Origin of the sequence: Kitasatospora sp. NPDC057738 (assembly GCF_042798815.1) — a bacterium.
Lineage (GTDB): Bacteria > Actinomycetota > Actinomycetes > Streptomycetales > Streptomycetaceae > Kitasatospora > Kitasatospora lactacystinica.
In genome coordinates this window covers 1-14,002 of record NZ_JBHVJT010000132.1, presented here as the reverse complement: position 1 = coordinate 14,002, position 14,002 = coordinate 1, and the positions used below count along the sequence as shown (strand labels likewise).

The window sequence follows — 14,002 nt, the reverse complement described above, 5'->3', positions numbered from 1 at the left end:
CCCCGGTCCTCCGGCGCCGCGCCGACCGCGGCCGCGACCACCGCCGCCGCGGCCGGCGCCCCGGTGGGAGCGGGCGCGGCGGCCTGGGCCAAGTGGAACCTCACCCCGCTCGCCCCCGCCCCGGCGCCGCCCGCCGACAAGCCGATAAAGCTCGAACGGACGGGCCCCGTCCCGGTGTTCAGCGACGTGAAAACGAGCGACAAGGTCGTCTTCATCACCATCGACGACGGGGCCGAGAAGGACCCGAAGTTCGTCGAGATGCTCACCGACCTCAAGGTGCCGATATCGATGTTCCTGACCCGGGACATCGTCAAGAACGACTACGGCTACTTCAAGCCGCTCCAGGCCCTGGGCAACCACGTCCAGAACCACACCGTGGACCACCCGGTGATGAGCAGGATCCCGGCGGAGAAGCAGAAGTCCGAGATCTGCGACGCGCAGTCCGCGCTCACCCAGCAGTACGGCGCCGCCCCGCTGCTGTTCCGCCCGCCGTTCGGCGACGGCGCCAACACCCCGACGCTCAACACCTCGGTCCAGCAGTGCGGCCCGCGCGCGATGGTGCTCTGGCGCGAGTCGATGCAGATCCACGACATGCAGTACCAGGCGGGGGACAAGCAGCTGAAGCCCGGCGACATAATCCTGGCGCACTTCCGCGGCCCCAAGGAGCTCAAGGGCGCCACGATGACCCAGATGTTCGGCGACCTGCTGGCCCGGATACAGGAGCAGGGCTTCTCGGTGGCGCGGCTGGAGGACTACATCCAGCCACCCGTGTGACCGAGGCCGCGGGTCGACCCCCTAGGACGCCGCGACCGGCTGTCCCAGCATCATCAGCGGCCCGTTGTCGGTGCGGCTGAGGATCACCGTGACGCTGTTCGGCCCGGAGGGCTTGAGCTGGCGGCGCAGCTCCTCCGGGGTGATCGCCATCCCGCGCTTCTTGATCACCACCGTGCCGACCGCCCGCTCGCGCAGCAGCGCCTTCAGCTTCTTGATGTGGAACGGCAGCACGTCGGTGAGCTCGAAGGCGTGCGCGTACGGGGTGGCGACCAGCTCGTCCGAGGTCAGGTAGGCGATCTTCGGGTCGATCAGCCGGCCGCCCACCTGCCCGGCCACCTCGGCCACCAGGTGGGCCCGGATCACCGCGCCGTCCGGCTCGTACAGGTACCGCCCGACCGGGCCGGCCGGCGGGTCGGGCAGGTCGCCGCCGGTCAGGCTGGCGCCCTGCGGCAGCAGGGTGGCGCGGTGCGGGCTCGCGGCCCTGGTGCCGAACCAGAGCACCGCCTCCTTGACGTCGCCGTGGTCGGAGACCCACTCGGCCTCGGCGTCCCGCGGCACGGCCTCGTGCGGGATGCCCGGCGCGACCTTCAGCGCGCCGATCGGGGTCCGCCGGCCGGCCTCGATCGCCCAGGAGAGCGGCGGGGCGTACGCCTCCGGGTCGAACACCCGGCCGCGCGAGGTGCGCCGGGCCGGGTCGGTGAACACCGCGTCGTAGCCGGTGACGTCCACCTCGGCGACGTCCGCGCAGCGCACCTCGACCAGCTCGGACAGGCCCAGGGCGGCGGCGTTGGCCGCGGTGGCGGCGCAGGCCGCCGGGTCCTTGTCGACGGCCAGCACCTCGATGCCCGCCCGGGCCAGCGCCAGCACGTCCCCGCCGATGCCGCAGCACAGGTCCGCCAGCCGTCGGACGCCCAGCGCGGCGAACCGCTGCGCCCGCCACTCGGCCACGCTGCGCCGGGTGGACTGCTCGACCCCGTTGGGCGTGAAGTACATCAGGTCGGCGTCCGCCCCGAACTTCGCCCGCGCCCGCTGCCGCAGCCGCGCCTGCCCGAAGGCCGCCGAGACCAGCTCCGCCGGATGCTCCCGGCGCAGGCGGGTCGCCAGCGCCAGCTCCTCCTCGGGGGTGAACTCGCGCAGTTCGGCGAGCAGGGCCTGGCCCTCGGGCGTCAGCAGCGGCTGGAGGTTCTCGGTGTCCACGGGGGCCATTCTCGCCGCTCGGCCGGTCGGTCACCGCAGCGGTGCGGCGGTCACCGGCCGATGACGGGGATGCCGGAGGCGAGCCAGCCCACGAGCACGCCCAGCGGTGCCGCGGCCACCGCGGCGTACGGCGTGATCCGGTAGCCGAGCCGCCGGGTGCCCCGGAAGGTCAGGGTCAGCAGCACGAGCAGGACCACGACGCCGAAGACGTCCATGGCCACCGTCCCGGGGCCGTACAGGGCGAGCAGCTTCAGCACGTTGAGCACGAGCGATCCGAGGAACACCGCGACGGCGGTCACCGCGAGCACCACCGCGGCGAGCACCAGGTCCGCCGCCCAGTGGATCCGCGGCGGCGCGGACGGGGCGGCCGCTCGGCTCACCGGAACGCCCCCGGGACGAGCGGCGGCGCGGGCGGGGCGTCCTTCGCGCCGGAGGGGCCGACGCGTACCGGGGTGTCCGTCATGGCAGGAGTCTGCCCGAGGGAGCGCCGTCCGTACATGGGTACGGGAATCCGGACGCCCGCTCGACTTCCGGTGGGCGGGGCGGCGGGTCCGTCGGCGGGCCGGCCGACGGGTGCGACGGGCCCGCGCACAGGGGTCGGACGCACCGGGATCGAGGTCACGGCAGGAGTCCGCGGGGGCCGGGCCGGGGCGCACACGAGTGCGGCTGCTCACCCGCGGAACCGGGGGTCCCAGGGCGCGTCGTTGGCACTCTGGTTGACTGAGTGCTAACACGGCCCTATGGTCGTCCTTGGCACTCCCCACCGGGAGAGTGCTAACGCGACGACGTGTGTCTGACCCCCGCGACGGCAGGCCCGCAGGATCGCCCTACCCGTTAGAAAACCCCGTAATCTCCGAAGGGGAGCTCGGACGTGACCACCAGCAGCAAGGTTGCCATCAAGCCGCTCGAGGACCGCATTGTGGTCCAGCCGCTCGACGCCGAGACCACCACGGCCTCCGGCCTGGTTATCCCGGACACCGCCAAGGAGAAGCCCCAGGAGGGCGTCGTCCTGGCCGTCGGCCCGGGCCGCTTCGAGGACGGCCAGCGTCTGCCGCTCGACGTCGCCGTGGGTGACATCGTCCTGTACTCGAAGTACGGCGGCACCGAGGTGAAGTACCAGGGCGAGGAGTACCTGGTGCTCTCCGCCCGCGACGTCCTCGCGATCATCGAGAAGTAAGACGTTCCGACCCGCCCCGGATCCGTGTCCCAAGTGACAGGGGCCCGGGGCGTGGTTGTTGGTTCACGTAGTTCGGCGGCCGGTGGGCCGGCCGCAGCCCCGAGGGAATAGGGAACATGGCGAAGATCCTGCAGTTCGACGAGGACGCCCGCCGCTCGCTGGAGCGCGGTGTCAACAAGCTGGCCGACACCGTCAAGGTGACCATCGGCCCCAAGGGCCGCAACGTCGTCATCGACAAGAAGTTCGGCGCCCCGACCATCACCAACGACGGTGTCACCATCGCCCGCGAGGTCGAGCTGGACGACCCGTACGAGAACCTTGGCGCGCAGCTCGTCAAGGAGGTCGCCACCAAGACCAACGACGTCGCGGGTGACGGCACCACCACCGCCACCGTGCTGGCCCAGGCCCTGGTCAACGAGGGTCTGCGCAACGTCGCCGCCGGTGCCGGCCCGGCCGCCCTGAAGAAGGGCATCGACAAGGCCGTCGCCGCCGTCTCCGAGCACCTGCTCTCGATCGCCCGCGAGATCGAGGGCAAGGACGACGTCGCCGCCGTCGCGTCGCTCTCCGCCCAGGACACCCAGGTCGGCGAGCTGATCGCCGAGGCGATCGACAAGGTCGGCAAGGACGGTGTCATCACCGTCGAGGAGTCGAACACCTTCGGCGTGGAGCTGGACTTCACCGAGGGCATGCAGTTCGACAAGGGCTACCTGTCGCCGTACTTCGTCACCGACGCGGAGCGGCAGGAGGCGGTCCTGGAGGACCCGTACATCCTGATCAACCAGGGCAAGATCTCCTCCATCCAGGAGCTGCTGCCGCTGCTGGAGAAGATCCTCCAGGGCGGTGCCTCCAAGCCGCTGCTGATCATCGCCGAGGACGTCGACGGCGAGGCGCTGTCGACCCTGGTCGTCAACAAGATCCGCGGCACCTTCAACGCCGTCGCCGTCAAGGCCCCGGGCTTCGGCGACCGCCGCAAGGCGATCCTCGGCGACCTGGCCGTCCTGACCGGCGGCACGGTCATCTCCGAGGAGGTCGGCCTCAAGCTCGACCAGGTCGGCCTGGACGTGCTGGGCACCGCCCGCCGCGTGACCATCACCAAGGACGAGACCACCGTCGTCGACGGCGCCGGTGACTCCGAGGCCGTGGCCGGCCGCGTCGCCCAGATCAAGGGCGAGATCGCCGCGACCGACTCCGACTGGGACCGCGAGAAGCTGCAGGAGCGCCTGGCCAAGCTGGCCGGCGGCGTCTGCGTCATCAAGGTCGGCGCCGCCACCGAGGTGGAGCTGAAGGAGCGCAAGCACCGCCTGGAGGACGCCATCTCGGCGACCCGTGCCGCGGTCGAGGAGGGCATCGTCGCCGGCGGTGGCGCCTCCCTGGTCCACGCCGCCAAGGTGCTGGACGGTGGCCTGGGCCTGTCGGGCGACGAGGCGACCGGTGTCGCGGTCGTCCGCAAGGCGCTGCACGAGCCGCTGCGCTGGATCGCCCAGAACGCCGGCCTGGAGGGCTACGTCATCACCTCCAAGGTCTCCGAGCTGGAGGCCGGCCAGGGCTACAACGCCGCCACCGGTGAGTACGGCGACCTGGTGAAGGCCGGCGTCATCGACCCGGTCAAGGTCACCCGCTCCGCCCTGGAGAACGCCGCCTCGATCGCCTCCCTGCTTCTCACCACCGAGACCCTCGTGGTGGAGAAGAAGGAGGAGGAGGCCGACAACGGTCACGGCCACGGCCACGGCCACTCGCACTGAGGCTCCGACGCCTGACCGGAGGCCCGGTCCGCGCCCCGCGAGGGGTGGCGGGCCGGGCCTCCGGCGTTCACCTTCACCGTTCAACTATCAGTAGAATTTTGCAGAATGCAAAGATTGCCTTATAACTGAGGCATGATCGAGGCCCGCCATCTGCGCGTCCTGCGTGCCGTCGCCCGCACCGGCTCCTTCTCCGCCGCCGCCCGCGAGCTGGGGTGTACGCAGCCCGCCATCAGCCAGCAGATGAAGGCGCTGGAGAAGTCGGTGGACACCCCGCTGGTGGTCCGCTCGGGCCGCGGGATGCAGCTCAGCGAGGCCGGCCGGGTCCTGCTCAAGCATGCCACCGGAATCCTCGCCGGGCTCTCGGCCGCCGAGGAGGAGGTGGCCGCGATCGCCGGGCTGCGGGCCGGGCGGGTGCGGCTGGTCTCCTTCCCGACCGCGAGTTCCACCCTGGTGCCGCCCGCGGTCGCCCGCCTGCGGGACGGCCATCCGGGGGTGCGCGTGTCGCTGGTCGAGGCGGAGCCGCCGGAGTCGCTGGCGATGCTGCGCGGCGGCGAGTGCGAGATCGCGCTGGCCTTCCGCTACCCGCAGTCCGACGGCGCCGTCGCGCTCCCGGCGCCGGCCCACGGCACGCCGCGCGAGGCCCGGGCCGAGGCCAATCTGGAGGCGCAGCAGCTGACCGCGGGGTCCGACTGGTCCGATCTGGTGGTCACCCCGCTGCTGGACGACCCGCTGGTGGGCCTGCTGCCCGCCGGCCACGGGCTGGCGGGGCGGGGCGGGGCGGTGGGGCTGGCCGAGCTGGCGGGGGAGCAGTGGATCGCCGGCTGCCCGCAGTGCCGGGGGCACCTGGTGGAGCTGTGCGCCGGGGCGGGCTTCGAGCCGCGGATCGACTTCGCGACGGACGACTACCCGGCGGTGGTCGGCCTGGTGGCGGCCGGGCTGGGGGTGGCGGTGCTGCCCCGGCTGGCGCTCCGGTCGGTGCGTCCTGACGGCGTGTCGACGGTGCCGGTGCACACGGCCTCCGGGGCGCCCGCGGTGCGCCAGGTGGTCGCGCTGACCCTGCCGGACCTGGCGGAGGTGCCGGCCGTGGCGCTGATGCTGGAGCGGCTGGCGGGGGCGGCCGCCGATCGCTGACGGTGGGTGACGGGGCCGCGGGGGTCCGGTACGTAGGGTGAGCCAGAAGGCTGAAGCGCCGCGAAGGAACGTTTCTTCACGGCGCTCACGGAGTCGGGTCTAGCGCTGGGCGACCGCCGGCGGGGCCAGCGGGACCTCGACCAGTCGGTGCCGCGAGCGCCCCAGCATCTCCTCGCGCTCGTCCTCGGTCATCCCGCCCCAGACGCCGTACGGCTCACGGACCGCCAGCGCGTGCGCCGCGCACTCGGCGATCACCGGGCAGCGCATGCAGACCTCCTTGGCGCTGGCCTCGCGCGAACTGCGCGCGGCCCCGCGCTCGCCCTCGGGGTGGAAGAAGAGCGAGCTGTCCACGCCACGGCAGGCTGCGGAGAGCTGCCAGTCCCAGAGGTCCGCGTTGGGACCGGGGAGGCGGGAGAAATCTGCCATGGCTCATTCCCTTCAGAGGCTGTCGGCCGTCGGCCGGGCGTTCGGCGGGGCTGCTGCCGAGCGGTGCGGCGGGGCTTCGATGCACTGGTGTGGACACCTGGAAATATGACTTAAGGCAACTCCATGGACAAGTCACCCACACACTGGCACAACAGTCAATGACCATACGAAAGCTATAAAAACGGGCATAGTGGGCAAGGGCCCCGCCGGGCGCGGGCGTGGCAATCGGGTGGCCGACGGGCGCGCGACGTGCCGAATCGGTGTGCGGGTCGTACGCCCACCGCGCGCGAGCTGCGCAAAAGTGCGGCGTGTGCACCGCGATGCGGCTGATCGGTAATGGGTTGGCCACGTACAGTGGTGGAGATGGCCCCGAAGGCCGTAACTCATTCGAGTGACGGTCGTTGGAAGTGCGGAGGCGGTTAGCGGGCGCCGGACGTCGGGAACGATCGCGGGCAGGTTGGGGCGATCAGGACGGAGTCTGTCGCCGATCGGCCGTGTCGGAGAGGTTCGTACCAGCCAGGAGGCTCAACGTGACGCGGATCAGCTGCGGAGGACGACGGTCATGACTTCCGTTCTCGTTTGCGACGATTCCCCGCTCGCCCGCGAGGCGCTTCGCCGCGCGGTCGCGACCGTACCCGGTGTGGACCGGGTCACCACCGCGACGAACGGGGAGGAGGTCCTCCGCCGCTGGGTGGCCGACCGCTCCGATCTCGTTCTGATGGACGTCCGGATGCCCGGCCTCGGCGGGGTCGAGACGGTCCGGCGGCTGCTGTCCGCCGACCCCGGCGCGCGGATCATCATGCTCACCGTCGCCGAGGACCTCGACGGCGTCGCGCTCGCGGTGGCCGCCGGCGCCCGCGGGTACCTGCACAAGGACGCCTCGCGCGCCGAGCTGCGGGCCACCGTCACCCAGGCCCTCGCCGACCCGACCTGGCGGCTCGCCCCGCGCCGGCTGCGCAGCCCCGACATGGGCGCGGCGCCGACGCTGACGGCGCGTGAGATCCAGGTGCTGGAGGGCATGAGCCACGGCCGCAGCAACGCCGAGATCGGCCGTGAACTGTTCCTCTCCGAGGACACCGTCAAGACCCACGCCCGACGGCTGTTCAAGAAGCTCGGGGCCTCCGACCGGGCGCACGCGGTGGCGCTGGGTTTCCGCTGGGGCCTGGTCCGCTGACCACCGGCGGCGCCGCCGGGTGCGGCGTGCCGCCGGCGGTTCCCGGAGCGGGTGCCGCACAGGCGTGTGACGTTACGGTCCCGAGGTTGCACCATGGAGGAGTGGAGCACCTCGGGGACCAGCGGACAGGCACTGCGGCGAACCACGCAGCCGCAGGACACTCGGCGGACGGCGCGACGGACGGGACCACCACCGATCGCGGCGGGGCGGGAGGCGGCACGGTGCAGGAGGGGCCGGTGGTGCGGGGCACGCCCTACGGTGCCGCAGCGCATAACGTTCCGGTGCACAACTCCGGACGCGGTGCCGCGTTTTCCCGCTCGACCAGGCACCATGGACCGATGCGCGACGACGTCGCCGGTACGGCCGGCCAGGCGGACCCGGCGGAGGCCGAGCCCTCCGGTCCGGGCCGTGATCCGTCGTACGCCGACTCCGACGGTCCCGTCGGCATGACCGGCCCGGACCGCCCGCCGGTGCTCGGCACGGGCGGCTCGCCGCTGATGGGCGAACTGGTCGCGGCCGCGGTCCGCGGCGAGGGCCCGGCGATCGACGCGCTGCTCGCCTACGTCCACCCGCTGGCGCTGCGGTACTGCCGCGCCCGGCTGGTCCGGCTGCCCGGCGGGGCCCGGCACCACGTGGACGACGTCGCGCAGGAGGTCTGCGTGGCCGTGCTCTGCGCGCTGCCCCGGTACAAGGACCAGGGGCGCCCGTTCGAGGCCTTCGTGTACGGGATCGCCGCGCACAAGATCGCCGACCTCCAGCGGGCCGCGATGCGCGGACCCGGCTCGACCGTCGTGCCGCAGGACGACCTGCCCGAGGTGCCGGACGAGGCGCTCGGCCCCGAGGAGCAGGCGCTGCTGAGCAGCGACGCCGCCTGGGCGAAGGAACTCCTCTCCAACCTGCCGGCCCGTCAGCGCGAGCTGGTGCTGCTGCGGGTGGCCGCCGGGCTGTCGGCGGAGGAGACCGGCGAGGTGCTCGGGATGTCGCCCGGCGCCGTCCGGGTCGCCCAGCACCGGGCGCTCAGCCGGCTGCGGGCCCTCGCGGAGGAGTCCTCCTGATCGGGTCCCCCGATCCGGCCGCCCGTCCCGATCCGCACTCTTTCCACCGTTTCCGGGCGGAATGAGCCACGGGGCCGGGTTGTTGTCAAGGGCACACGAGGACACATTCGCGGTGCCAGTACCATGGGGTATCGGCGCCTGGGCGGGTTGCCAAAGTTTGACGGGTGCGCTCTGGGTCCCCTTGGAGGATCCTCCCATTGCATCCGGCTTCGGCGGTCTGCGCGAGTGAGCGATGAATGCGCCCCCACCCTCGGGCGTGAGCGGATAAGGCCGGCCACGGAAGGTACCCCCCAAATGTCTTACAACGCCGCAGGCGTACCCGAGAAGTTCGCGATGCTCGGGCTCACGTACGACGACGTGCTGCTGCTGCCCGGGGCCTCCGAGGTGCTGCCGAACCAGGTGGACACCTCCTCGCGGGTCTCCCGGAACGTGCGCGTCAACATCCCGCTGCTGTCCGCGGCGATGGACAAGGTGACCGAGTCGCGCATGGCCATCGCCATGGCCCGCCAGGGCGGCGTCGGCGTGCTGCACCGCAACCTGTCGGTCGAGGACCAGGCCAACCAGGTCGACCTGGTCAAGCGCTCCGAGTCCGGCATGGTCACCGACCCGATCACGGTCGGCCCGGAGACCACCCTGGCCGAGGCCGACGCGCTGTGCGCCAAGTTCCGCATCTCCGGCGTGCCGATCGCCGACGAGGCCGGCAAGCTGCTCGGCATCGTCACCAACCGCGACATGGCCTTCGAGTCGGACCGCAGCCGCCAGGTCCGCGAGATCATGACCCCGATGCCGCTGATCACCGGCAAGGTCGGCATCTCCGGGGTGGACGCGATGGCCCTGCTGCGCCGCCACAAGATCGAGAAGCTGCCGCTGGTCGACGACGAGGGCCGGATCAAGGGCCTGATCACCGTCAAGGACTTCGTCAAGGCCGAGCAGTACCCGAACGCGGCCAAGGACGCCGAGGGCCGGCTGCTGGTCGGCGCCGCCGTCGGTGCCAGCGCCGAGGCGTTCGACCGGGCCCAGGCCCTGGTCGAGGCCGGTGCGGACTTCCTGGTGGTGGACACCTCGCACGGCCACAGCCACAACGCGCTGGCCTGGATCGCGAAGATCAAGTCGGCGGTCAAGATCGACGTGGTCGGCGGCAACGTGGCCACCCGGGACGGCGCCCAGGCGCTGATCGACGCCGGCGTGGACGGCGTCAAGGTCGGCGTCGGCCCCGGCTCCATCTGCACCACCCGCGTGGTCGCCGGCATCGGCGTCCCGCAGGTCACCGCCATCTACGAGGCCGCCCAGGCCTGCCTGGCGGCCGGCGTGCCGGTCATCGGCGACGGCGGCCTGCAGTACTCGGGCGACATCGGCAAGGCGCTCGCCGCCGGTGCCGACACCGTGATGCTCGGCTCGCTGCTGGCCGGCTGCGAGGAGTCCCCGGGCGAGCTGATGTTCATCAACGGCAAGCAGTTCAAGTCCTACCGCGGCATGGGCTCGCTCGGCGCCATGCAGTCCCGCGGCCAGGGCCGCTCGTACTCCAAGGACCGCTACTTCCAGGCCGAGGTGGCCTCGGACGACAAGCTCGTCCCCGAGGGCATCGAGGGCCAGGTGCCCTACCGCGGCCCGTTGTCGGCCGTGCTGCACCAGCTCGTCGGCGGTCTGCGCCAGACCATGGGCTACGTCGGCGCCGCCACCGTCGCCGAGATGGAGAGCAAGGGCCGGTTCGTCCGGATCACCTCGGCGGGCCTCAAGGAGAGCCACCCGCACGACATCCAGATGACCGTCGAGGCGCCGAACTACTCGGCCCGCTGACCCGCTGAACCCCGAAGGGCCCGCTGCCGCACCGCGGCGACGGGCCCTTCGGGCTGCCCGGCGTGCGTCGGGGGTGCGGCGCGGGGGCGCGGCTCCGGACGCGGCCGGAGGCCTCCGGGGCGTGTCCGGGCCGTGGGCCGTCGGGGCGGGACCAGCGGCGGTACGGGATACTGGGGTGCGGCCGGGGTGACCCGGCGCGGGCATGAGCAACAAAGCAGAAGGGCTCGAAGTGACTGAGATCGAGATCGGGCGAGGCAAGCGCGGCCGACGGGCGTACGCCTTCGACGACATCGCCGTCGTCCCCAGCCGCCGTACCCGGGACCCGAAGGAGGTCTCGATCGCCTGGCAGATCGACGCGTACCGCTTCGAGCTGCCGTTCCTGGCCGCCCCGATGGACAGCGTGGTCTCGCCGCAGCAGGCCATCCAGATCGGCCGCCTCGGCGGTCTGGGCGTGCTGAACCTCGAAGGCCTGTGGACCCGCTACGAGGACCCGCAGCCGCTGCTGGACGAGATCGCCGCGATCACCGACGAGTCCACCGCGACCCGCCGCCTCCAGGAGATCTACGCGGCGCCGATCCGCGCCGAGCTGATCAAGCAGCGGATCCAGGAGGTCCGCGACTCCGGTGTGGTCACCGCCGCCGCGCTCTCGCCGCAGCGCACCGCCGAGTTCTCCAAGGCCGTGGTCGACGCCGGCGTCGACGTCTTCGTCATCCGCGGCACCACCGTCTCGGCCGAGCACGTCTCCAGCGCCGCCGAGCCGCTCAACCTCAAGCAGTTCATCTACGAGCTGGACGTTCCGGTGATCGTCGGCGGCTGCGCCACCTACACCGCCGCGCTGCACCTGATGCGCACCGGCGCCGCCGGCGTCCTGGTCGGGTTCGGCGGGGGCGCCGCCCACACCACCCGGAACGTCCTGGGCATCCAGGTGCCGATGGCGACCGCCGTGGCCGACGTGGCGGCCGCCCGTCGCGACTACATGGACGAGTCCGGCGGGCGCTACGTGCACGTGATCGCGGACGGGGGCGTCGGCTACAGCGGGGACATCCCGAAGGCGGTCGCCTGCGGCGCGGACGCGGTGATGATCGGGGCCGCGCTGGCCCGCGCGACCGACGCCCCGGGCAAGGGGTTCCACTGGGGGATGGAGGCCGTCCACGAGGAGCTGCCGCGCGGCAAGCGGGTGAACCTCGGCGCGGTCGGCACCACCGAGGAGATCCTCACCGGGCCTTCGCACACCCCGGACGGGACCATGAACCTGTTCGGTGCGCTGCGGCGCGCGATGGCCACCACGGGGTACACGGAGCTCAAGGAGTTCCAGCGGGTCGAGGTGACGGTGAACCCGGCGCTCGACCACCGCTGACGGGTGTCGACGGAGGCCCCTGCCGGGAATCGGCGGGGGCCTTCGGGGTTTTCGGGGGGCTTGCGGGAGGGGCGCCGGCGTCAGCTCCGGGTGGCGGTGCGGCGGGTGAGGAGGAAGCCGCCGATGAGGGCGATGGTGTAGAAGGCGGCGTCGAGGGGGCGGAGGTCGGCGCGCCAGGCGGTGACGGTGTCGTGCAGCAGGCCGTGGGGGGCGGGGCCCTCGGCGCGCAGGCGGCGGAGGTGTTCGATCAGTTGGCCGAGGAGGAGGGCGCCGGCGGCGAGGAGGGCGCCGAGCGGGGGGAGCGAGCGGCTCTTGCCGCCGAGGCGGCCGAGGGGGAGGGCGACCAGGCCGGCCGGGGCGATGGCCAGCCAGCCGAGGCTGTCGGCGGCGCGCAGGGGGGCGCTGCCGTAGGCCAGGCCGCCGATCAGCATGGCGAGCAGGGCGAGGGCCACGGCCAGGGCGGTGCGGCGGCGGGGGACGGGCCGGAGCGGGGGTTCGGTGGGTTCGAAACCGGCCACGGGGGCACCGGGCATGCCGGGGGCGACGTAGCCCTCGGGGGCGGCCGGGGGCGGCGCGACCGAGTAGTGCTCGGCGGTGCGGGGCCGGGTCGATGGGCCGTCAGTGCCCGGCGCGGGTGCGGTCATGGGCGTCGAATCCCCCCGGAAAGACGATGAGCTGCCGAACGGTAGCAGTGGTTCGGGCAGATCTTGGCGAGTTTTCGATCACAGATCGAGCACGGAGCGCCGCGCCCGTTCCGGTTCGTCCCGGCTTGTGGCGGGGGCCGGGTGGTCGCGGGCCCTCCGGACAGGAGATGATGGAGGCTTGGGCGTCCGGGCCCCAGGTCGGGCCGACGTGCCGTCACCACGACCGCCAGCAGCACATGGGGGAACGTTCCGAATGACCCAGGCGAAGGGTTCCACCGGCCGCCTCCTGGCCGGCCGCTACCGCCTGAACGGCGTGCTCGGGCGCGGTGGCATGGGCACGGTCTGGCGCGCCGAGGACGAGATGCTGGGCCGGACCGTCGCGGTCAAGGAACTGCGGATGAACGCCAGCGTCGACGAGGAGGAGAAGCACCGGCTGATCACCCGGACGCTGCGCGAGGCCAAGGCGACCGCGCGGATCCGGCACAGTTCGGCGGTGACGGTCTTCGACGTGGTCGACGAGGACGACCGGCCGTGGATCGTCATGGAGCTGGTCGAGTCCCGCTCGCTGGCCGACGTGGTGCGGGAGGACGGGCCGCTGGAGCCCGCCCGGGCCGCGGAGATCGCGCTGGACGTGCTGGGTGTGCTGAGCGCGGCGCACGCGCTGGGCATCCTGCACCGGGACGTCAAGCCGTCCAACGTGCTGATCGGCGAGGACGGCCGGGTGGTGCTCACCGACTTCGGCATCGCCAGTGTGGAGGGCGACGCCTCCGTCACCTCGACCGGGATGCTGGTCGGCGCGCCCTCGTACATCTCGCCGGAGCGGGCCCGCGGGCAGAAGCCCGGGCCGCCGGCCGATCTGTGGTCGCTGGGCGGCACGCTGTACGCGATGGTCGAGGGCCGGCCGCCGTACGACCGGGGCTCCGCGCTGGCCACGCTGACCGCGGTGATGACCGAGGACCTGGCGGCGCCGGTGAACGCCGGGCCGCTGCGGCCGGTGATCGAGGGGCTGCTGGCGAAGGACCCGGCCGAGCGGCTGGACGCCTCGCAGACCCGGTCGATGCTCAAGCGGGTGGTCGCGGAGTCCACCGCGCGGGCGGAGTCGACCACCGAGCACGCGGTGCCGGTGGAGAAGGCGGCGCCGGAGCCCGCGAAGCAGGAGCCGGAGCAGGCCGAGGAGGGCCGCAAGCGGCCCGTGGCCGGGCTGCTGGGGACGGTCCGGGTCGGCAGCCGGGCCCAGGACGAGGAGCCCGTCGAGAAGCCGGCCGGGGAGCCGGAGGCGCCGGAGCCGGAGTCGATCCGGCCGGTGACCAGTGAGTGGACGATGGGTGCGACCCAGGCGGCCGGGGCCGATCCGCGCACCGGTCGGCGGCGGCTGGCCATCGCGACCGTGATCGTGGTGCTGCTGCTGATCGCCGGGGTGGTGGCGGTGCTCCGGATGGTCGGCAACGAGGACGGCGGGTCGGGCGGCGGGGCCGCGCAGAGCGCGGGGGCCACCGCGCCGGCGGCGGCGGGTACGGAGCCGGAGTCC

The 14,002-nt window shown here is 72.8% G+C and carries 13 protein-coding genes; 9 read left to right on the top strand and 4 right to left on the bottom strand.

The genetic code is table 11. The features are described 5' to 3' along the window. On the top strand, positions 1-774 hold a 774-nt coding region (locus ACFVGO_RS38455), incomplete at its 5' end, for a polysaccharide deacetylase family protein (RefSeq protein WP_380636824.1). A gap of 21 nt (positions 775-795) precedes the next feature. On the opposite strand, the gene ACFVGO_RS38450 is transcribed toward ACFVGO_RS38455, so the two are convergent. Beyond that, positions 796-1,980, bottom strand: coding sequence for a class I SAM-dependent methyltransferase (locus ACFVGO_RS38450; RefSeq protein ID WP_359897488.1), 1,185 nt, complete (start codon positions 1,978-1,980; stop codon positions 796-798). Positions 1,981-2,021: 41 nt separating this feature from the next. After that, positions 2,022-2,351, bottom strand: coding sequence for a hypothetical protein (locus ACFVGO_RS38445; RefSeq protein WP_380636823.1), 330 nt, complete (start codon positions 2,349-2,351; stop codon positions 2,022-2,024). A gap of 491 nt (positions 2,352-2,842) precedes the next feature. Here ACFVGO_RS38445 and groES point away from each other — a divergent pair, with 491 nt between their 5' ends. The 3 genes from groES to ACFVGO_RS38430 all read left to right on the top strand — a co-directional run bounded on the left by groES (position 2,843) and on the right by ACFVGO_RS38430 (position 6,021). Further along, a complete protein-coding gene (gene groES, locus ACFVGO_RS38440) occupies positions 2,843-3,148 on the top strand; it encodes a co-chaperone GroES (protein ID WP_014136232.1) in 306 nt (101 codons plus the stop codon). Positions 3,149-3,264: 116 nt separating this feature from the next. After that, positions 3,265-4,890: a chaperonin GroEL gene (gene groL / locus ACFVGO_RS38435; protein ID WP_359897486.1), complete on the top strand. Its 1,626-nt coding sequence runs from the start codon at positions 3,265-3,267 to the stop codon at positions 4,888-4,890. 132 nt (positions 4,891-5,022) lie between these two features. Continuing rightward, the gene (locus tag ACFVGO_RS38430) at positions 5,023-6,021 is read left to right on the top strand and encodes a LysR family transcriptional regulator (protein WP_359897485.1); all 999 of its coding nucleotides are present in this window, start codon (positions 5,023-5,025) and stop codon (positions 6,019-6,021) included. Positions 6,022-6,120: 99 nt separating this feature from the next. On the opposite strand, the gene ACFVGO_RS38425 is transcribed toward ACFVGO_RS38430, so the two are convergent. Next, entirely contained in the window at positions 6,121-6,447 is a 327-nt protein-coding gene (locus tag ACFVGO_RS38425) for a WhiB family transcriptional regulator (protein ID WP_049654358.1), read from the bottom strand. 562 nt (positions 6,448-7,009) lie between these two features. On the opposite strand from ACFVGO_RS38425, the gene ACFVGO_RS38420 reads away from it, so the two are divergent. From ACFVGO_RS38420 to ACFVGO_RS38405, 4 genes are all read left to right on the top strand, one after another. Next, positions 7,010-7,621, top strand: coding sequence for a response regulator transcription factor (locus ACFVGO_RS38420; RefSeq protein WP_014136228.1), 612 nt, complete (start codon positions 7,010-7,012; stop codon positions 7,619-7,621). A 446-nt stretch (positions 7,622-8,067) separates the two neighbouring features. Further along, complete coding sequence (gene shbA, locus ACFVGO_RS38415; protein WP_380356914.1) at positions 8,068-8,676, top strand: RNA polymerase sigma factor ShbA; 609 nt, start codon at positions 8,068-8,070, stop codon at positions 8,674-8,676. Positions 8,677-8,970: 294 nt separating this feature from the next. Next, a complete protein-coding gene (guaB, locus tag ACFVGO_RS38410) occupies positions 8,971-10,473 on the top strand; it encodes an IMP dehydrogenase (protein ID WP_359897484.1) in 1,503 nt (500 codons plus the stop codon). Between the two features lie 229 nt (positions 10,474-10,702). Beyond that, positions 10,703-11,830: a GuaB3 family IMP dehydrogenase-related protein gene (locus ACFVGO_RS38405; RefSeq protein ID WP_380356899.1), complete on the top strand. Its 1,128-nt coding sequence runs from the start codon at positions 10,703-10,705 to the stop codon at positions 11,828-11,830. An 80-nt stretch (positions 11,831-11,910) separates the two neighbouring features. On the opposite strand, the gene ACFVGO_RS38400 is transcribed toward ACFVGO_RS38405, so the two are convergent. Further along, positions 11,911-12,474, bottom strand: a complete 564-nt coding sequence (locus tag ACFVGO_RS38400) for a hypothetical protein (protein ID WP_359897482.1) — start codon at positions 12,472-12,474, stop codon at positions 11,911-11,913. Between the two features lie 253 nt (positions 12,475-12,727). On the opposite strand from ACFVGO_RS38400, the gene ACFVGO_RS38395 reads away from it, so the two are divergent. Next, a partial coding sequence (locus tag ACFVGO_RS38395; RefSeq protein ID WP_380636822.1) for a protein kinase occupies positions 12,728-14,002 on the top strand: 1,275 nt, incomplete at its 3' end.